Raw genomic sequence first — 19,738 nt, forward strand, 5'->3', positions numbered from 1 at the left:
CTCGCTCACAGGCCTCCGTCCAGAGCGAACCGGTACCGTGCCGAGGGGCGGCGACGGCTCAGCAGAACGGCGAAGGGGGCGATCCAGGGCCCGGCGCCGCACAGTTCGCGCAGGGGACCGGTCAGGAAGCCGTTGTGGATCCTGGCGACCAGTCCTTCCGCGCTCGCCGCCATCAGCAGCCGTTGCGCGGCTTCCCCCGTACGCAGATGCAGCTCGACATAGGCGCGTGCGCCGTGGTGGCGGAGCCACTGCGCAAGGTCCACCGCGACGAACACGGTCGCGGGGGCGAGGTGCCCGTTGGTCGACGCGACCATCTGGCAGCGCCGCAGGAACGGCACGGTCTCGGCGCCCGCGAGCAGGCGCCGTACGGATCGCGGACCGGCCGGGTCCGGGGCGTCGTACCGGAAGAGACCGTGCTCCTCCCCCGTCACCTTCAGCGCGGCGGTGACCAGCGACAGTGCGGGCCCGCCGTGCCAGAGGTCCGGGAACGCGGTGCCGAGGGCTGCCGAGCGCAGCCGGTCCAGCGTGCCGCGGCCGAGGGGCTGCGGCGAGGGGATGAAGCCGGGGTCGCCGGAATCGCGCGCGGCACGCAGTCGCCGCCAGGGCGCGCGTACCGGCATGTGGTCCTGGAACCCACTCGGTTGGACCGTCGCTCCGACCGTCGCGCCGTCCGTCGCAGCGTCCGTCGCGGCGTCCGCGGGACGGGGGGCCGGCCGGGTGCCGGTCACGGAGTGCGCGACCGGCCGGGTGCCGGCGAATGCCTCGTGGGCGGCCGCCGACAGCGTGCCCAGATCCGCCAGTGGCGGGCAGCTGCGGTGGACGGCGGCGGCGCGGACGTCCGCCGCCGGAAACACCACTGCGGTCCGGGGTCCGGACACCCGGATCGCGGCCGTGGCGCACTCGTGCTGTCCGTCCAGGCCCAGCAGCCGGTCCAGCTCGTGCGGCGTACGGGTGCGGTCGGCCTCCACCCGCAGGCCCAGCGCGCGGGCGGCGAGGAGCAGGGCACCCAGCAGCAGACCCGTTTCCTGGCAGACGAGCCGGTACGCGTAGTCGCCGTAGTGCGCCCCGGTCGCACCCGTCTCCGCGGTCACGGCGCACTCGATCCGGGTCCACCGGGCGTGCCGGAACGGTACCGGGCTGCGCAGGTGGTGGTGCTCGGGGTGGTAGCGGGCGATGTCCGGCTCCTGGTCCTCCCGGTCCCAGCCGATGATCCGGACCGAGCACGGGAAGACGCAGCGGGCGGACGGCGCGATCCGGTGGTGGCGCCAGGCCGACTGCGGCCCGAACTCCACGGACGAGACGCCGGCGCCGAGCGAGAGGAGCCCGGCGAGCGCATGCCGGTCGAGCGGCATGCCGGTCTCGGGTGGTCGCGGTCCGGGCCGCGCGCCGGACGGCCTTGCCCCCGCCCGGTACGGCCCCGCCGCGGACCAGTCCACCACCGGGTCGGACGCCGGACGCGGCAACGGCCGTATCCACGCGGACCCGTGGGAGGCCCGGGTCCACGGCGGCGGATCGACGGGAAGCCCGCTCGGGACCGCCGACGGCATGCGGTCGAAGGTCAGCTCCGCGTACCGGGCGGCCGCGTCGGCCGGATGGGCGGTGGCGGACGGCGGGGTACTCACGGGAACGGATGCGGGTGCGGGTTGAGGCGGGTCCGGGTCAGCGGTGCGGTGGCCTGGCCCAGCAGGACGGGGGCGTGCCGGAGGCGGTCCAGACCGTTGAGCCTGCGCGCCCAGTGTCCGAAGGTCATCGGAACAGCGCCGGGTACGAGGACCTTGAGGCAGCGGAACCCGCCGAGCCTGTGCTCGGGCGTGGTCTGGTCGACCACCAGCACGTCGAGGCCGGCCTTGCCGATACGGTCCACCACGTCGGCGAGGTCCTGGCGCAGGTCCATGTGGCGGTCCGGAGGCAGATGCCTCTCCATGGCCTCGGCCATGGAGATCCGGGCCCGCGGACGCAGCAGGAAGTCGAAACGGTCGAAGGCCTCGGGGGCGCAGTAGAGGAGCCGGTGGTCCTCCATGTGCCTGACCGCCCCGGGGTCCTGGAGCATTTCGCCGACGCGGTGCCGCTGCGCCCGGTAGGCGGGCGGGAACTCCGCGGTGAACGGCGCGAGTTCGAGCAGCGCCGAGCGGAACGCCTGCCGCAGGTCCAGATGAGCGCCGCCCGCGCACAGTACCCGGGGCTGCCCTTCCCGCTCCGCCTCGTCCACCGCCAGCACCCAGACTGCCGGGATCCCGAGGTCGTTCGTGATGTCGTACAGCCGTACGCGGTAGCCGCTGAGCCATTCGATGCGCTCCACCATCAGCGCGAGAGCGGTGTCGCGGCGGGGATCGAGGAGCACTTCGACGGGGTTGAGCCGGCAGTACCACGTCAGCAGGAAGGCGTCCCGTTCGGCGATCTCGAAGACTCCGTGCAGTGCCGCCTCCGTCGGACTCGACCCCAGCGCACACCCGTTGGAGATCTCGTAGGCGAGTGCCGGGTTGCCCGTGGGCCGGTACAGGGGCTCGTAGTACGCGAAGCACTCCGGCACCAGTACGGGACGGTCCTGCCCCAGGGACCGGCCCCAGACCCAGGGCAGTTCGAGATCGTCGGTGAACTCCTGGAAGGGGTAGCCGGGGGTCTGGTACTGCTCCGGGTCGTGCAGCCCGAACCGCCTGGGGTCGACGGCGTCCGCGCCCAGGCTCGCCAGGTCGGCGTACGTCACCGTCCGGCGTCCTCCGGGCTGGGCGCCTCCCACCCGCTCCAGCCCCTCGGCCAGGGCGGTCGTCTCGGCGGCCAGGAAGCTGGTCTGCCGCCCGAAGCCGATCTCCTGTGCGATGGTCACCCTCAGCCCTGCCGGGGCGGTGGCCGTCGGGAACAACCCGTGCGCGCTGCGGCGCAGCCTGCGGATCAGACCGGCGTCCTCGTTCACATAGAGTCCGCGCAGCCTCTCCGCGTCCGACAGCAGATCCGCGCCGCGGTAGCGGTCGGCCGTGGCCTTGGGTGCCGGAGTGTCGAACTCCGTGCCGGACAGAGCCTCGTCGTCCGGCAGGTCGGAGCAGACCGGGCACAGCGGGTCGGGCAGGAACCGTCCCGGTACCACCGCGAGGTCCTTGAGCCGGAGCGTCAGAAAGTCGCGGTGCGGACCACTGTCCTGCACACGGGCCAGGCACTGCCGCACCAAGTCGTCGACCACGGACGTCAGCAGCGCATGGCGGTCCGTGAAGCCGACCGAGCCTTCCTGGACCCGCTGCCGTATCCGGGGGAACGCCTCGGGGCGGCAAGCCGCACACCGCGTGACCAGACAGCGCACGCATCCCGGGACTCCGGGGCGTACGACGGGGCCCACCACGATCCGGCCCGGTTCCCACCACGCCGTCACCACGGTACGGCCGCCGGCCGTCTCCTCCTCGATCCGGCGGAGTTCCTCCTCCGCCGGCGGCCCGGGAAGGACACGCACCACGGGCTTGGTCACCGGTTCGGTTGCCGTCACGACGCCTCCCGTCCGCCGGCCGGGACCGCGAGCACGGCGACGCAGTGCGTACGGCCGGCCGTGCGCAGCACGGGATGGGTCTCCAGCGGTACGGCGAGGAGCCGGGTCGCCGGCGGCAGCGCGGCTGCCGCCAGCCACTGGGCGGCGCGGGCCAGAGCAGTGGTGGATCCGGCCGCACCGGCGTGCGGTGTACCCCCGGGCCGGTGGCCGGTCACGGCGGACTCGTCGCCGCCGGCGGCGGGCTCGCCACCGACGTCGGCGGACCCTGCCGGCACACCGTTGACCCGTTCGTGCAGCCCGCGGACGGCGTCGTACAGCGCGTCGCCGCCGGCGGCGGGCGCTGACGGCGCGGCTCCGACACCGACGAGCCCGGAACCGCAGTCGGCCCGGACGATCGCGTAGCCGTCGGCGTCGCAGAGCGTGCGCAGGGTGGGCCGGTGTCCGGCGGCTTCGAGGATGTGCAGAAGTCGTGGCACGTCCGGGCCGGCCGGGGTGCACGGCGTCCCCTCGCCGTACGGGCCGTCGCGCAGCAGCCGTCCGGCTGCGCGGCCGAGCGCTGTGGCCGCCGCAGCACTCCATGCGGCCGCCGAGGCGGTCGACATCCGGGCGGTGTCGTCGTGCAGGAGGTGGTACGGGACCGTCACGGGTTCGCCGGTGGAGAGGTCCACGGCTTCCACGGGCTCGGCGGCCGTACGTCCCGGCGCGCCGAGCGTCCCGTGGAGGCCGGCGGACTCCGCCGCGGCCAGGACCGCCCCGACCCGCGCGGCGGCGAGGTCCAGACCGTCGCCGACCGCCTCGACGGACCGGCCGGGAGCGGCGGGCAGAGCCACTTCGGCCCGGCATCGGTGCAGAGGTATCTGTGCGAGCGCTCCCTCGTCCACGTTCCTGATCAGTCCGACCGTGCCATCCACGAGCCGGCTGAACACCTGGGAGAGTCCGGCACGTTCGGACTCCGTCGGCGGCAGCGTCGCGCACCACTCCCCCGGCTCCCCCGGCTCCCCCGGCTCCCCCGGCTTCCCCGGCTCCTCGAGTGCCGCCGGTTCGGCGGCGTCACGGCCGTCGGCGGTGAGACGGCCGAGGGAGGCGAGGTTCACCTCCTGGGTGACCAGGGTGGCCAGATCCACGCGTACCGCGCGCTCCCGGAAGTCGTCGGCCGGCACGCCCGTGAGTGCCTTGAACGCCGCGAAGGCCAGCTGCGCCGCGACGATCCGGGCCGTGGGCTCGGCCAGGAACACGCTGCGCCCGCTGGGTCCGTCGAGCCCGGCCTCGGCCCACAGGTCGGGAGCGCGCACACCGGCACCTGGCTCGCACGCCGGGCCGAGCCACACATCGTCCCCGGCCACCACACCGTGGAGAACAGTCGTACCCGCCTGTGCGCACCACGCGTCGAGGCTGCGTGCCAGGCCCGGGTCGAAGTCGTCGGCGAAGTGCAGCACGATCTCCTGGGACCTGATCAGGTCGGCCGACTCGCCCTCGGCCGAGCCGTTTCCGGAAGGCAGCACCATTGCTTTCACGGACAGCAGCGGATCTCGCTCCCGTGCCGTCTCCACGGCGGACGCGTACCCGGGACGCTCCGGTGCCGGGCCCGTCAGCGCCGCCGTCGTGCGGCGGTTGCCGAGCTGGACCATGGCGCGAACCAGACCGTCGAAGACCAGCCCCGCCCCCACACACAGCACGGGGGTGTCCCGGAACGCCTCGTACCGCGTCGCCGGCGAGTCGCAGAAGTACTCGATGAAGGCCAGCTCACCCGCGTAGTCCGCCAACTCCCGGTCGGTCAGCCCATGGGGGCGGTCGGTGGCCGCGTCGCGGACGAAGCCGGCTTCCGTGAGGCGCCGCAGCAGAAGGCGCACCTGCTCGGCCACTGCCGGAGACAGACCGGACAGCAGTCGGCCCACCTCCTTGGTTCCGTCCAGGTGGGGCGCGATCCGACTCACCAGCTCGTACGAGGACTTGCCCCGGATGGTCAACGACGAGGCGTTGCACAGCAGGAAGGCACCGTCGTCGTGGGGGACCCACAGGGCGTCGCTGCGGAGCCTGGGCCGCGAGGTGTCCGCCGGAAGCGGACGGGCGGAGGGTTCCGGGATCGTCGGACTCTGCATACATCCCTCTTCAGGTCGGGAACGGCCGGCCCGCTGACGGCGGACCGGCCGAGCAACACGATCAGGTCGAGCAGCTGCACACCGAGGTCGAGCAGCAGCATGACGCTCCGACCTCGGTCAGACCGTGGCCCATGCGCAGCGACTCCAGGCCGCCCTCGGAGTCCGTCGAGAACTCAAGGCTCTCCACATCGAGGTCGCCGAGGTCCAGAGACGGGCTGTCGACCGCACTCACGACCGCACCTGCGATCTGCTTCTCCATGTCGTGCCTCCCTTCCACCAGATTGTCGGGATCAGGACGACTCGACTCTTGCCGACCCGTCCGCGTGCCGGCATCACACGTGAAGGGTCAAATGCTCCGATCTCTGCCTAGTCGGAGATAGTCCGAAGTGGACCAGGAGACAGCGCGTTTGCACCGTCGCATCGGCGTAACCGTTCTGACGGAAGTACTCTCGTGTGGGTAGCTTCGTCCGAGTAGAACTCCGATGCTCCGGAGGTCCGCCAGTGGCCGTCGTGAACACCAGTCGACTCTTCGTGCTGGGGACGCTCGCCGAATGGGGGCCCATGCACGGTCACCAGATCTTCCGGCTGGCGGAGCGCTCCAGCGCCGAGTTGTGGAGCACGATTCGCGCCAGCGCCATCTACGGTGTGCTCTCCCGGCTGGACGAGGAGGGCTTGATCGAGCCTCTGCGCGTCGAGCGCCCCGGGCGGTTCCCCGAGCGGACGGTGTACGGGATCACCGAGCAGGGGAAGGGCGTTTTCGACGACCTTCTCTCGAATGCGCTGCGGTGGATACCGACAGGAGGCTCGGATCCCTTCGACGTCGCGCTCACGGTGCTGCCCGAAACGCGATTCACGGAGCTGGCCGAAAGTATCGAGCAGCGGATGTCGACGCTGCGGCGTGAACTGACGGGGTTCCAGGACACCGAAATCGAACTGAGTGCAGATCCGAATATTCCACGGGCAGCCGTGGCCATAGTCCGCCATATGATTCACCGGCTTCAGTGCGAAGTCGCGTGGCTGACCGACCTGACGGACATGCTTCCTGAACTGCACCGGGAATACAGCGACATACGACGTGACACGACGGATCGGCGCAACTTTTAGACACACTGACAGGGGGAAAAGTTGCATATCGTTCTGTACAGACTGGCCCCGGTGATCAAGCTCGGCATCGCCACGGCACTGCTCGAGGCCCCCAGCTTCCTCGCATCCGCGCATCTCACCGACGTCGACGACCCGAGTGACGTCCACTCACTGATCCGGCAGGGTCAGGTGGAGCTCGTCATCCTCGATCCCACGCAGCCCACGCTGAACGCGGGGCTGGCGCTCTGCCGGGAGCTGAAGGGGCACAGCCGGCCGCCTTCCGTGCTGGCCTTCTGCCAAGGCGTCACCCCACGCGACGTCCTTCTCTCCCAACTCTCCGGCATCGACAGCTTCGTTCATGCCAACGAATACCCGGACCGCCTGGCCACGGCGGTGCAGTCGACGCTGTCCGGCTCCCGGGAATGGCTGATAGGACCGCTCGAAGGACCGTCGCTCCCCTCGGCCGAGGAATTATCGTTACTGACACCTCGCGAACAGGAGGTGCTCTGGCTGCTCGCGGAGCGATGTACCAACAAGCAAATAGCATGCCTCCTCTCCATCAGCAGCAACACCGTCAAGAATCACGTGGCCGCCGTACTCCGCAAGCTCTCGGTCAGACACCGATCCGAACTGTTCGCCGAAATCAGCCTCCCCGCGCAACAGCGTTATGCACGGCGCTGATCCGTCGACGGCCGCGGCGCTGTCCGAGCCCGCACTGCTGTGGCAGGCGGCCGGCCCACGTCGTCTGCGGACCGGGGTGGGGCAGGCGGCGGACGAACTCGCCCTGCTCTGCGACCGCGGCGCCCTGGTGCTCTTCGACCCGGACGCGGGCCCGGCCGGCCAACTGGTGCGGGAGTGCGTGGACAACGGGCACTCGGCGCTATGGCCGGTTCCCGTCGACGCGCCCCCCGATGCCCCCGTCCGTGCGGCGCGGGAGATCCTCGAGCGGCGACCCCGTGACGTCGCCGTGCTCGGCGGCGGCTCCGCCATGGACACGGCGAAGCTGGCCGTGGCCCTCGCGGCGGGCGGCGAACCGCGCTTCGCCGCGGGACCGCGCTCCGGTCTCGCGTTGCTCACCCGGGCGAGCCGGGCGGCGCCCGCGCTGACCGCCTTCCCGACCACGCTGGGCACCGGGTCCGAGACGAGCGCGGTGGCACGTCTGCCCCTCGGCCAGAAGCGCTCGCGGCTCGTCTGCTCACCCGCTCTGCGCCCCACCGGTGTGGTGCTTGATCCACATCTCACCGGCACACTGCCGCCGCCGCTGCTCGCCGCCGGCGCGCTGGAACTCCTCCTGCGGCTCGTCGGACCGCTGTTGGGCCCGCACCGGATGAGTGCCGCGGCGGCCGAGTGGCTCCTGGATTGCGCCGCCACAGTGCTGCACGATGCGGACGCCCTGCTCGTGGTGGACCGCCCAGGGCCGCACGAGGAGTCACCGGCCGCCGTACGACAGCGGCTCGCGTCGGTGAGCGCCGCTTCGCACCAGGTCTGGGCCCGGGTCGGCGGCTCGCCGTTCGCCTTCCTGCTCTGGTACCTCGCGGACACGGCCGCCACCGCCACGGGCACGGCCAAGAACGCGGCGCTCGCCTGGCTGTTCCCCAGCTACTTGGAGCGCGCGGTGAGCACGCACGGGCCGTCGCCCTGGGCGGACGGCGACCGGTCCCGGCGCGTGGTGCGCAGGCTGTTCCCGGGGTACGGGACGGACCCGTCGAGCAGCCGTGCCGCCGCTGCCGGGCTGTTGCGGCGATGGGGCATCGCCGCGGTCGCCCCGGCCGGCGTCGACCCGGTCGGGCTGGGGCGCGACGCGGTGTTCTCCTGGCCCCGGGCCCTGACCGGGATCACGGCCCGGGACGCGGCCGGGGCGTACACGGCCGCGTCGGACCCCGGGTCCTGAGCCGCTCGCCGTCAGCCCCGGCGCAGCGAGCCGACGGCCCAGCGCATCACGAGCAGGGTCAGCCCCACCGAGAAACCGAGCGCGATCGCAATGGACGAGTCGGAGAAGTCTCCCGACATCGCGGCCCGGGAGGCTTCGACGACGTGGTAGAAGGGGTTGGCCTGTGCGACGTCCCTGAGCCAGCCGGGCGCCAGACCGAGCGGCAGCACCACGCCCGAAAGGAGCAGCAGCGGCAGGCTGAGGAAGCCCATCGACTGCGACATCATGTTCTCGTCGCGCAGGGTGAGGGCGACCGCGTAGGAGAACGACGCCGTCATCACGACGACGATGACGAACAGCCCGAGTGCCAGCAGCAGACCGCCGAAGTCCGCGTCGAGCCCCATCGCGAACGCGATCAGGAGAAGGATCCCCGCCTGCACGCCGAGGGCGAGCACATCACGCAGCGCCTTGCCCAGTATGAGCGCGGCGGGGCGCATGGGTGTCACCACCATCCGCTCGACCACTCCGGCCCGCAGCTCGGAAATCAGCTCGAAGCCCGTGTACAGCGAGCCGTAGAGGGCCAGCATGACCAGCAGGCCGGGTGCGAAGAGGTCGAACGCGTCGGACGAACCGAGGCCGGGCCCGGTCAGGCTGTCCAGCAGCGGTCCGAAGAGGAGCAGCCACAGCAAGGGCTGCATGATTCCCACCACGATGACGACGGGCGCCCGCAGCAGACGACGGGTCTGGTAGACGAAGACGAGGCCGGTGTCGCGTAACACATGCGTCCTTTCTCGGGTCAATGCTCGTGCGGAGCAAGGGACTTCACACGGCGGAAAGTGTGGGGCCGTCACGCGGCGTACGGAGAGCCGGCGGCCGGAGCCGTCTCGGCCGGGCCCGCGGTGCGCAGCGACGATCCGGTGTACCGGAGAAAGACGTCGTCGAGGCTGGCCGATTCGAGCCCCACGGACTCGACCGCCACCGCGTGTTCGTCGAGGCTGCGGACCAGAGCGGGGATGGCGTCCGCGCCGTTCTCGACGTACACACGCACGGCGCCCGGCGCCGCTCGTACCTCGCGGGCGAAGGGGAGCGACTCCAGGGCCGCCTTGACCCGCTCCGCGTCCTGCTCGCCGACCGAGATGGTCACCGCGTCGCCGCTGATCTCCCGCTTGAGTCCGGCCGGGCTGCCCGATGCGACGATGCGGCCCTCGTGGATGATCGCCACCCGGTCGCAGAGCGCGTCGGCCTCTTCCAGGTAGTGGGTGGTGAGGAAGACCGTGGTCTGCGCCTCGCGCAGCGCGCGCACCTCCTCCCACAGAGCCGCGCGGGACACCGGGTCCAGGCCGAGCGTGGGTTCGTCGAGGAACAGCACCTGGGGCTGGTGGACCAGCCCGAGTGCCAGCGCCACTCTGCGGCGCTGTCCGCCCGAGAGGGTCCGGGGCAGCCGGTCGGCGAGGTCCGACAGACCGAGCGCGGTGAGCACGCGCTCCACTCGTTCCTGTGTTTCCGCCCTGCCGAGCCCGTTGAGCCGTGCCTGGAGGAGCAGGTTGTCGCGGACCGGCATCCCGTCGTCGGCTCCGCCCGCCTGCCCGACGTAACCGATGAGGCGCCGTGCGCGCCTGGTCTCCCTGGGCAGTTCGCAACCGGCGACGCGGACCCGGCCCGAGTCGGGCGGCAGCAGTGTGGCGAGCATGCGGACCGTGGTGGTCTTCCCGGCCCCGTTGGGTCCCAGGAAACCGAAGATCTCCCCTTTCCCCACGTGCAGGTCGATGTCGCGCACCGCCTCCACCTGCTTCCCGCGCCGGCGGAATCCCCGGCTGAGCTTCTCCGCTTCGATCACTGTCGCCCCTTCCCCTGTGACGCGTGGTCCGGTCGGCGCCGTCCGCCGCCCGGCGGTTCAGATGTCGAGCTCTTCGACCGGCTGCTGCTGCGAGTTGGCCTCCGCGACACGCGCCAGCTCCGGCGGGACCGCCGCCTTGAGGTCGTCGAGGTTCTCGTACACGTCGAGGCTCAGCTCGGCGCTGTCCGGGACCCCCCAGTCGGACCAGGAGTCGAGATGGGACACGTTCTCCCAGAATTCGATGGAGTTCCGGGACTCCTGCCCCTCCGCGCCGCCCGCGCCCGGTGCACCCGGTGCACCCGGTGCACCCGGTGCACCCGTCCAGAACTCCGTGGTGGACTCCGCGGACGGGGTGTCGTTCTCGTCAACTCGCTTGCTGTACACGGCGAACCTGCCTCTCTGTGTCTGGTACACGGCGAACCACTCGCCGCTGCGGCCGTCCGAAGCCTGCTTGCGCCACTGCGCGACGAGCCGTGCCACGAATCGCTTGCGGTGGTGGACCCCGTCGCGCCCCACGCGGACCTCGACCACCTCGTAGCCCTGGAGATGGGCTTCCTTGAGCTCGACGAAACTGCGCAGGGCCTGGCTGATGACGCCGGAAAGATTCCCTCCGGCCAGCTCCTGAGCGCGCTGGAACAGCGCCACATCGCCTTCGGCCACATAGATCGTCCTGTTCGGCACGACCACCACTCCCTATATGCATGCGTATACGTATACCCTAGCGGTCGACGCGCGCTCCCGCCAGACCGAAGGACCCCGGGCCCCGTCGACGCGTCCGGTTCCATCCCTTGTGACCGGAGTGCACCGGCCCGTATCGTGCGCCGAAATCCGTGGGCCCAAGGGGAGAACGGGCCGTGAGAGACCAAACAGGGGGAATCCATGGCGCAGAGCACGTCCACGACACCTGCCACCGCAGCGGCAACGGCCGACATCCTCGGCACTCTGTACAGCGCCTCTTTCACGACCCAGCTGATGCGAGCGTTCGTCAGGTTACGGATCGCCGACCATCTCGCCGCCCGGCCGCGCAGCGCGGGCGAACTCGCCGAGGCCCTGGGCGCACACCAAGGCGCCATGGCCTCCTTCCTGGACGCGTGTACGGCGCAGTCCCTGGTGACACCAGGGACGGACGGCGCCTACGCGGTGACCGACCGCGGCACGCTGCTGCGTTCCGGCTCGGCCCTGGCGTCCCACGTCCTGTATGCGGCGGGCCCCGGTATGAATCGCGCCTACGAGCACATCGCCGATGTCGTACGGACCGGGCGGTCGGGCGGCGAAGTGGCGGGGCAGCATCTGTACGAGTACTTCGGCGACCATCTCGAAGAAGGCACCGCGTTCGAGGAGGTGATGTCCGAGACGACCCGGGACTGCCTGGACGCGCTGGTGACGGTTCACGACTTCTCGGGCTACGGGCGCATCGTGGATGTCGGCGGCGGCAGGGGCACCCTTCTCAGCCGCGTTCTCGAGGCGGCGCCGAAGGCCACGGGCGTTCTGTTCGACATGCCCCATGTGATCGAGATGGCGAAGACCTCGCTGCCGGCGTTCGCACCGGCCGACGTGGTGGACCGGATCGAGTTCGCCGGGGGCAGTTTCCGGGAGTCCGTACCGTCCGGAGGCGACCTCTACACGCTGAAGAGCATCGTGGTCGACTGGTCCGACGAGGAGGTCGCACGTCTCCTGGGCCGTCTGCACGACGCCATGGCACCGGACACCCCTCTCCTGATCGTGGACTGGTTCCGCCAGGACTCGCCGGGCAACGGCGGGACGGGCGCGGGCTACGAGGCCCTCGGCAGCTTCTCCGCGTGGACGCTGTGGGGCGGCCGGCTGCGCTCCCAGGGGGAGTTCGAGCGCCTCCTCACCACGGCCGGGTTCACCGTCGACCAGGTGACCGCCGGTTTCGCCCCCTGCCTCTTCCCGTGGAACCTGATCGTCGCGCGCCGGTGACACCGTCACTCGACGGTCTCGCGTCGCGCACCCCCGCCTCCTCGCGATGCAGATCGCCTGCGAGACCTACTGGGTCGGCGGGGGCCTGCTCGGCGTCGCCGTCGGCGCGGCCCTGCCCGCCCCGTCCTCGTCAACGCCCTCTGAACCCTGGTTCCGGGGCCGGATCGCCGGGCGTCGGCGCCGGCATCGACCTGCTGACGATTCCGGGCAGCCGATCCCTGTCAGAGCGGGAGCGGTCCCACGACGGGGCCATGGGCGACCAGAGCCGATGCGCACGTCCCCGACGCCATCAGCTGTCGGGCGATGCGATCCGCCGCCGGCTCGTCCCGCGCGAGAAAGGCGGTCGTCGCCCCCGTACCGCAGAGCATGCCGGCGAGCGCTCCGGCCGCCTTGCCGACCTGGAGGGTCCGGGCCAGTTCCGGCCGAAGGGCCGTCGCGACCGTCTCCAGGTCATTGGAGAGCGAGTCCGCCAAGGCGGGAACATCGCCCCTGGCCAGGGCGTCCAGAAGTGCCGGGCTGGGCCGGGGCGCGGGGATGTCGGCGGCCGAGAAGGGCAGCCCCGACTCTCGCCGCTGCCGCTCGTACGCCTCGTACACGAGGGGGGTCGACAGGCCGAAGTCGGCGACGGCGAAGACCCAATGGCAGGTCCCCGTGCAGTCGAGCGGTGTCAGCAGCTCGCCGCGTCCGGTCCCGAGGGCGGCTCCGCCCAGGAGGTTGAACGGGACATCGCTGCCCAACTCGGCGGCCAGGGACGTCAGGACGCCCCCTTCCGAGTCCAGTCGCCACAGCGCGTCGCAGGCGACCAAGGCCGCGGCCGCGTCCGCGCTGCCGCCGGCCATGCCTCCCGCCACGGGAAGGCGCTTCGCGATGTGGATGTGTACGTCCGGCTCGATGCTCGCGTGCTTGGCGAGCAGCGCGGCCGCCTGCGCGGCGAGATTGGACTCGTCGGCGGGCACTCGCTCCGCTCCGGGGCCCGACACGGTGACGCCCAGCCGGTCGGACGGCGACACCGTGATGTCGTCGTAGGCGGAGACGGCCATGTAGACATTGGCGAGTTCATGGAACCCGTCCGCCCGGCGCCCGCCGACGGCGAGTTGGACATTGACCTTGCCGGGGGCGCGCACGGTCACTGAGCGTGTGGACATGGGTAACGCCTCTCTCACAGGGCTTGGACGGCCGCTTCATAGGCCGCGAAGGCCGGATGGTCGAAGACGAGCCGGATGGGCACCTGCTTGCCGGTCGCGCGACGCACGCGCATGGTCATCTGTGTGGCCTGCAACGAACTTCCGCCGACGGCGAAGAAGTCGTCGAGGGGGGAGACCTGGTCCACGCCGAGCACCTCTCGCCAGATGCCGGAGAGGTCCTCCCTGGGTGGTACGGGACCGGAACCCGGCTCAGGTGAAGCAGCGGCCGACGCCGACAGGGCCCGGACGTCGGCTTTGCCGGTCGGTGCCATCGGGATGCGGTCGACGCCGGCCAGCACGGGGGTCATGTGTTCCGGCACAAGGCCGGAGAGCTGGTGCCGGACCGCGTCGAGCGTGGTCTCCTGGTCCAGGACGAGCCAGGCTCTGAGGGTGCCGCCACCGTCCGTGCGATCCAGCGCCACCGCCGCGTCCAGAACCCCGCCGCACTTGCGGAGCGCGGCTTCGACCTCGCCCAGTTCGACCCGGTAGCCCCGGATCTTGATCTGGTCATCGGCGCGCCCGAGGAACTCGAGCAGGCCGGCCCGGTTCCTGCGTCCGAAGTCCCCCGTGCGGTACGCGCGCACGGTGCCCGGGGTGCCGGGGACCTCGATGTCGGTGAAGCGCTCCTCGTCCTGCGGCGTGGCCCCGAGATATCCGCGTGCGAGCTGTCGGCCGGTGATCCAGATCTCGCCCGGGGTCCCGTCGGGCACCGCCTTCCGCGCGGCGTCCAGGAGGTGGATGCCGCAGCCCGGCCAGCCGCGCCCGATGACCGGGGTGTCACTCTCGTGCAGGGCGGCGCCCGCCACGTCGACGGTGCATTCGGTGGGGCCGTAGAGATTGTGCACGGCGACGTCACGGAGTGACCGGAGCGTCGCCCACAGGGGCTCGTCCACCGGCTCTCCGCCGAGGACCAGGACGGTGAGCCGTTCGAGGGCCCCGCGGTGGCCCGCCAGGAGGAGCGAGCGCACTTGGGTGGGCGTTGCGTCGAAGGCCTCGATGCCGTGGTCCCGCAGGAAGGCGGCCAACAGGTCCGGGTCGCGCCGGGTCGCGGAGTCGAGGACGTGGAGGGTGCGGCCTTGGGCGAGGTGGGCCAGTTCGGAGAAGTACGCGTCGGTGGTGGCGGGATTGTTCAACGCGACGCGACCGGACCACGGGGCGAGGGGACCGTACACGGCGTCCTCGTGCGCCCTGGCGACATGGGCCAGAGCGGCGTGCTCGACCAGGACACCCTTGGGCTGTCCGGTGGTGCCGGACGTGAAGATGATGTACGCCGGCTGCCCGGGACCGGACGGCACGGACGGGGCGGACAAGGCGGCGTCCGGGTCCGCGCCGACGGTAAGTCCGCTCGGATCGGTCTCCACCGTGGGCAGACCGAACAGCGAGCCCTGGGGTCCGAGTTCCGGAGTCGTGACGAGAACGCGGGCACGGCCGGTCCTCAGCATGTGCGAGGTACGGTCGGCCGGTGCGGCGGGGGACAACGGGAGATGGATGCCACCGGCGCGCCACGTGGCGAGGGCGGTCGTCGCCATGGCCGCGCTGCGGGGCAGAAGCGCTGCCACCGTCTCGCCGTGGGTCACTCCGGCACGGTGCAGCGCCGCGGCCAGAGTACGTACCCGCTCCTCCACGTCCCGGTAGGACAGCACCTGTCCGGTGTGGACGAGGGCGGGAGCGCTGGGCCGCTCGCGTGCGATGTCGGCGACCGCGGTGGGGAGCGGCCGCAGCGGGGCAGGGCTGTGGGGCTGGTCGTTCATGTCAGGTCCGGTCCGTTCCTGATCAGTTCTCGGAGGCGATGCTGCGCATGCTCCAGAGCAGGGTCCGCATCGAGGTCGGCTGCCCGAGCGTGTAGGTGATGGCGTCGGCGACGTCGTCGGCCCGCATCATCGTGCTGAGCTGCGGCATGTCGGGGGTACGCCCCCTGCCCATGGCGAACTCCGTGTCGGTGGCTCCCGGGCACATGGCCGTCACCCGGATCCCCTGGGGGCGCAGTTCCCGGTCGAGCGATCCGGCGAGGCCGACCACCCCGTGCTTGGTGGCCGCGTACACCGCTTCGTCCTGCCGTCCTCGCAGGCCTGCGACCGAGCTGACGAGCACGATGTCGCCGCCGCCGCGAGCCGCGAGCCGCGGAACGGCATGGCGCACGGTCCACACGGTGCCCGTCAGGTTGGTGTCGATGAGTTCGCGGATCTCGGTGTCGTGCAGGTCGAGGATGCCGCCGTACGCACCCACGCCCGCGTTCGCGACGAGACAGTCCACGCCGCCGAAGGCGTCCACCGCGGTGGAGAACAGGTCCTCGACCTGCTCCGGTTCGCGGATGTCCACCTCGGCCCATGCGACCCGCTCGTTGCCGAGTTCGTCGGCGATCTCCTTGAGCCGGTGGCCCCTGCGGGCTCCCAGGACGACATGGACGCCGAGCTGGTGGAGGCGTCGTGCGGTAGCGGCTCCGATGCCCGAGGCGGCGCCGGTCACGACGGCCACCTTTCCCTGAAGATCCCTCATGCCATGCTCCCGTGACCTTGAAGGATCGATTCGGCATGCGCATGAACCGCCCGCGCCATCATCAGATCGTGCGCGACGGTGATCTTGAAGTTGGCAGGGCTGCCCGGTGCGGTGACGACGGTGGCGCCGGTGCCGCCCACCAGGCCCGCTTCATCGGTGTGGGTGACCCCTTCGTCAATCGCCGCCGCATAGGCCGCCGTGAGGCAGGCTCGGTGGAAGACCTGGGGTGTCTGGGCCGCCCGCAGAAGACCGCGGTCGAAGGCCCCGGCCAGGAGTGAAGGCACTTCCCCTGCCAGGTGCACGCTGTCGACGAGGGGCAGGACGGGCACGGCGCCGCAGGGGCGCGGGCCGTCGGCGGAGCGCTCGGCGGCACCGCGGACGACGTCCAGAAGCTGGTCGACGGTTCCGTGCGGCGTGAACGGGCGCGCGACATCGGTCACCGCCGCCCATTGCACGTGTCCGGGAAGTGCGGTGACACCGGCGTGGGCGCTGGCCTGCCGGGTCGGGCCGCCCGGGACGACCCGCACCGGTACGGCCGGCACAGCCGACGCGATGATGCGCTCGAAGGTGTCCCGCATGCCGTCCGGCGCGGTGACGACGATGGTCGTCACGGTTTCGTTGGAGGCCATCGCCTCCAGGGTGTGCAGGAGGATGGGCTTGCCGCCCAGGTCGACAAGGGCTTTGGGGCCGTGTCCCAGGCGCTCCCCCTGTCCGGCGCCGAGAAGGACGACGCCCGCGGACCATGGTGTGTCCAGTGCGTACGGATGTTGATGTGGCAGCTTCATCGTTCCCCCGTGGTGAAGTGTCCCTGTGCGTTGTCATTCCTGGGTGTGATCGACCCCTGTCAGGTAGCCCCGTACCTTCTCCATGAGGTCCGCCACCGTCTCCGGCGCGAACCGCGCGGTGGAGTATCCGGCCCGCAGAACCACCTGCCGGGCCGCGATCCCGAGATTCACACTGATCCAGGGAAGGTCCCCGAAAGCCGTGGCCTCCGGAGGCCAGAAATGGTGGACCCGCAGCCCCGGCAGGTCGTGGGCCACCGGTGTCGTCTCGACGTTCAGATGCACATACGGGTGCTCGGGACGACGGTCCGTCACATGCGGCGCCAGCTCCCTCAGGAGCATCTCGAACGGCATCATGTCGTGCTCCAGCGACTCCAGCATCGCCGTACGGGTGCGGTCCGCGATGTCGAGGAACCCGTCCCGTGCGGGAGTGGCGACGCGGAGCAGCACGCGGTTGTTGAGATAGCCGATCATCTTCTCCCCGCCGTCGAAGTACCGCCGGCTCGACGGGTGGAGCAGGCCCGCCTCGTGCTGCCCCGTGACGTCCCGAAGCGCCGTGACGACCGCCGCGGCCGCCAGGGCAGGCACGGAGATGTGGCCACCGGGAAAGCCGCGCCGGCGGTCGGCGATCTGCTGCGCGGGAATGACCGCACTCCACTCGGCGCCGGTACCGGGGACTCCCGTGCGCGTGGGCAGGCGAGTGGCGGGGAAAGGCCCGAACCCGTCCCACACGTCCTTCCAGTGGGCGAGGGCCGCGTCGGCCGCGGAACCGGCGAGCCACTCCTGTTCGTAGGCGCAGAATGCCGCCAGGTCCGAGCCGACGGCGCCGGAGGGAGCACCGACGGCCTCGGGGCCGACGCTCCGGTAGGCATCCGCGAAGTCGTCCAGGAACACCTGAACCGAGGCTCCGTCGAAGATCACGTGGTCCACGGCGACGACGAGCGAGCGCTTCTCCCCGGTACGGATCAAGTACGCCCTGAACAGGGGGAACAGATCCGGCGCGAAGGGCTCGTCCAGCTTCTCGTGAACACGCTCGCGAGCCTCCGCCCGCTGCGACTCCGGGAGGCCGGTGAGGTCGACGACCTCGAGGGGCCACTCGACCCGCTCGCCCTCCACGCAGTGGGCCCAGCCGGGCGGAAGGGATTCGGGGAAGTAGGTGCGCAGAGCGGTGTGCCGACGGGCGACCTCGGTCAGAGCGCGTTCGATCCGCTCGGGGTGCACCTCGCCGTCGAAGTGCAGGCCGAACGTGACCGGGGGCTTTCCCTTGCGGGGCGAGCCTTCGGCTCCCGCCAGGCGCCCGATCTGGTTGTGAGTCATGCGGACCCGGCGCACACGGTCGGAGGGCGCTCGTCCAGGCGCAGAATCCATTGCCATGGGGACCTCTTGAAGGCTCGTGAACCATCTTGACTTGATGCTCGGGGACACCACAACGACCCCTTGCATCAAAGGAGTTGTACGTCACATGATCCCCAACTGTAGGTTAATGTAACAGGCTTACCAGCCAATTGATCAAGAGCTCGCTGTCTGCTCTGCCCTGGTTGGCCGCTTTTCAAGTGAACGTCATGGAACGGGGGTTCCCATGTCCGGTGAACGTGTGCTGCTTCTCGGCGGAAGGCTGGACTTCCTGCGGAAGGCGGCCGAATGCGGACTGGATGTCGTCAATGTGCAGAAGGCCAGCGGTTTCGACCCGGGCCTGCTGGAGTACTGCCGGCAGATGCACGTGATGGACTACCAGGACCTCCCTCAGGTCACGGCGCTGGCGGCAGCACTGCACGAAGTCCGGCCGTTCACGCGCGTGGTGACACAGACGGAAGCCGCTCTCGTGATCGCCGGTCACCTCACGACGCACCTCGGACTTCCCGGAAACGGCGTGGACGCGGTGCGTACGCTGCACGACAAACGGGCCCTCAGGCGGCTGCTGAACGCCAAGGGCATCGGGGAGGTCGCCTTCCGGAGCGGTACCTCACGCGAGGAGCTGCAGCAGTTCGTCGAGCGCCACGGTCCCGCCGTGATGAAGCCGTCCATGGGCTCAGGCAGCCTCGGTGTCAGAAAGGTCTTCTCGCCCGCCGAGGTCGAGGACGCCTGGCAGTGGGCCGATGAGATGCGCCTCTCGGAGTTCATGGTCGAGGAGCTCCTGGTCGGCCGGGAGATCAGCGTGGAAACGTACTCGTGGCACGGCAGTCATACGGTGCTGGCCATTACGGGCAAGGACACCGGAGGCGGAGTCGTCGAAGTGGGTCACGTGGTCCCCGCGCTGCTGTCCGACGAGGAAGCGCGGCAGGTCACGGAATTCGTCCGGGACGTACTGGACGCGGCCGGCCTCGTGGAGGGGCTGGCCCATACGGAGCTGATCCTGACCACCGACGGCCCCCGTGTCGTCGAATCGCACAGCCGGCGCGGCGGCGACCGCATCAGTGAACTCGTGGAGCACGTCCACGGCATCGACATGGACGAGCTCGTACTGCGGGCCACCGCACCGGAGGACGGCACCCTGCGGCTGCCCGCCCCGACGGGGGCGGCGGCGATCCGTTTCCTCATCGCCGAACCGGGTCGCGTGGTGTCGGTCGAGGGTGTGCCCGAGGCGAGGGGCCTTCCCGGGGTCCGGGACGTCCGGATCAAAGTCGCCCCCGGGGATGTCGTCCGCCCGCTGCAGTGGTCGGAGGACCGATGCGGTCACGTCGTCGTGCACGCCGCGGACGCCACGACAGCGGAGCGGCTGGCGCGGGAAGCCGTCGGCACCATACGCATTCGAACGGTTCCCGATGACTCCGCGGTCGCCGCACCATTGCCGCACCGGCTGACGGAAGTGGACGAGATTCTCGATCCGTTCGCGCACGGCTCACATTCCTTCCCGCGCGGCTGACGCCACGCCCAGGGCCTGTCGTTCGGATCAGGCCGGATCAGCGAGCGGGGTCTGGCGCGTGCAGCTGCAAGGCGGAGGAAGGAGCCACTGCGGAGCATTGGCGACTGACGA

General features: G+C 70.9%; 17 protein-coding genes. 5 read left to right on the forward strand and 12 right to left on the reverse strand.

Annotated elements, in window-relative coordinates; translation table 11 throughout:
• Window positions 1–5: 5 nt before the first annotated feature.
• From ACWGI8_RS01680 to ACWGI8_RS01695, 4 genes are all read right to left on the reverse strand, one after another.
• Window positions 6–1,622 (reverse strand): nitroreductase family protein, encoded by a 1,617-nt coding sequence (locus ACWGI8_RS01680; RefSeq protein WP_453657633.1) that lies wholly within the window; start codon window positions 1,620–1,622, stop codon window positions 6–8.
• Window positions 1,619–3,472: a TOMM precursor leader peptide-binding protein gene (locus tag ACWGI8_RS01685; RefSeq protein WP_453657635.1), complete on the reverse strand. Its 1,854-nt coding sequence runs from the start codon at window positions 3,470–3,472 to the stop codon at window positions 1,619–1,621. The genes ACWGI8_RS01680 and ACWGI8_RS01685 overlap by 4 nt, the downstream gene beginning before the upstream one ends.
• Entirely contained in the window at window positions 3,469–5,571 is a 2,103-nt protein-coding gene (locus ACWGI8_RS01690) for a hypothetical protein (RefSeq protein WP_453657637.1), read from the reverse strand. The genes ACWGI8_RS01685 and ACWGI8_RS01690 overlap by 4 nt, the downstream gene beginning before the upstream one ends.
• A 61-nt stretch (window positions 5,572–5,632) precedes the next feature.
• Window positions 5,633–5,830, reverse strand: a complete 198-nt coding sequence (locus tag ACWGI8_RS01695) for a thiomuracin/GE37468 family thiazolyl RiPP peptide (RefSeq protein WP_151484589.1) — start codon at window positions 5,828–5,830, stop codon at window positions 5,633–5,635.
• A gap of 242 nt (window positions 5,831–6,072) precedes the next feature.
• Between ACWGI8_RS01695 and ACWGI8_RS01700 the strand changes: the two genes are divergently transcribed.
• The 3 genes from ACWGI8_RS01700 to ACWGI8_RS01710 are packed head-to-tail and all read left to right on the forward strand — an operon-like array spanning window position 6,073 to window position 8,545.
• The gene (locus ACWGI8_RS01700; RefSeq protein WP_453657639.1) at window positions 6,073–6,675 is read left to right on the forward strand and encodes a PadR family transcriptional regulator; all 603 of its coding nucleotides are present in this window, start codon (window positions 6,073–6,075) and stop codon (window positions 6,673–6,675) included.
• Between the two features lie 51 nt (window positions 6,676–6,726).
• On the forward strand, window positions 6,727–7,335 hold the full coding sequence (locus tag ACWGI8_RS01705) for a helix-turn-helix domain-containing protein (protein WP_453657641.1): 609 nt from the start codon (window positions 6,727–6,729) through the stop codon (window positions 7,333–7,335).
• On the forward strand, window positions 7,322–8,545 hold the full coding sequence (locus tag ACWGI8_RS01710; protein WP_453657643.1) for an iron-containing alcohol dehydrogenase: 1,224 nt from the start codon (window positions 7,322–7,324) through the stop codon (window positions 8,543–8,545). The genes ACWGI8_RS01705 and ACWGI8_RS01710 overlap by 14 nt, the downstream gene beginning before the upstream one ends.
• A gap of 11 nt (window positions 8,546–8,556) precedes the next feature.
• Here ACWGI8_RS01710 and ACWGI8_RS01715 read toward each other — a convergent pair whose 3' ends face one another.
• The 3 genes from ACWGI8_RS01715 to ACWGI8_RS01725 form a co-directional block, all read right to left on the reverse strand.
• Entirely contained in the window at window positions 8,557–9,303 is a 747-nt protein-coding gene (locus tag ACWGI8_RS01715; RefSeq protein WP_453657645.1) for an ABC transporter permease, read from the reverse strand.
• Window positions 9,304–9,371: 68 nt separating this feature from the next.
• A complete protein-coding gene (locus ACWGI8_RS01720) occupies window positions 9,372–10,361 on the reverse strand; it encodes an ATP-binding cassette domain-containing protein (RefSeq protein ID WP_453657647.1) in 990 nt (329 codons plus the stop codon).
• 57 nt (window positions 10,362–10,418) lie between these two features.
• Entirely contained in the window at window positions 10,419–11,042 is a 624-nt protein-coding gene (locus ACWGI8_RS01725; protein WP_453657649.1) for an EXLDI protein, read from the reverse strand.
• Between the two features lie 198 nt (window positions 11,043–11,240).
• On the opposite strand from ACWGI8_RS01725, the gene ACWGI8_RS01730 reads away from it, so the two are divergent.
• On the forward strand, window positions 11,241–12,302 hold the full coding sequence (locus tag ACWGI8_RS01730) for a methyltransferase (protein WP_453657651.1): 1,062 nt from the start codon (window positions 11,241–11,243) through the stop codon (window positions 12,300–12,302).
• Window positions 12,303–12,523: 221 nt separating this feature from the next.
• Here the strand turns inward: ACWGI8_RS01730 and ACWGI8_RS01735 are convergent, their stop codons facing one another.
• From ACWGI8_RS01735 to ACWGI8_RS01755, 5 genes are read right to left on the reverse strand one after another with little or no spacing between them, the layout of a single operon-like run.
• The gene (locus tag ACWGI8_RS01735) at window positions 12,524–13,447 is read right to left on the reverse strand and encodes a 4-(cytidine 5'-diphospho)-2-C-methyl-D-erythritol kinase (protein WP_453657653.1); all 924 of its coding nucleotides are present in this window, start codon (window positions 13,445–13,447) and stop codon (window positions 12,524–12,526) included.
• Between the two features lie 14 nt (window positions 13,448–13,461).
• Window positions 13,462–15,237: a non-ribosomal peptide synthetase gene (locus tag ACWGI8_RS01740; RefSeq protein ID WP_453657655.1), complete on the reverse strand. Its 1,776-nt coding sequence runs from the start codon at window positions 15,235–15,237 to the stop codon at window positions 13,462–13,464.
• Window positions 15,238–15,259: 22 nt separating this feature from the next.
• The gene (locus tag ACWGI8_RS01745) at window positions 15,260–15,982 is read right to left on the reverse strand and encodes an SDR family oxidoreductase (RefSeq protein ID WP_453657657.1); all 723 of its coding nucleotides are present in this window, start codon (window positions 15,980–15,982) and stop codon (window positions 15,260–15,262) included.
• Window positions 15,979–16,767: an IspD/TarI family cytidylyltransferase gene (locus tag ACWGI8_RS01750; RefSeq protein WP_453657659.1), complete on the reverse strand. Its 789-nt coding sequence runs from the start codon at window positions 16,765–16,767 to the stop codon at window positions 15,979–15,981. Before ACWGI8_RS01750 ends, ACWGI8_RS01745 begins: the two co-directional genes overlap by 4 nt.
• A 33-nt stretch (window positions 16,768–16,800) precedes the next feature.
• Entirely contained in the window at window positions 16,801–18,081 is a 1,281-nt protein-coding gene (locus tag ACWGI8_RS01755) for a condensation domain-containing protein (protein WP_453657661.1), read from the reverse strand.
• A gap of 262 nt (window positions 18,082–18,343) precedes the next feature.
• Here ACWGI8_RS01755 and ACWGI8_RS01760 point away from each other — a divergent pair, with 262 nt between their 5' ends.
• Window positions 18,344–19,627, forward strand: a complete 1,284-nt coding sequence (locus ACWGI8_RS01760) for an ATP-grasp domain-containing protein (protein ID WP_453657663.1) — start codon at window positions 18,344–18,346, stop codon at window positions 19,625–19,627.
• The last annotated feature ends 111 nt before the right edge of the window (window positions 19,628–19,738 follow it).

Source organism: Streptomyces sp. NPDC054841, assembly GCF_053611045.1.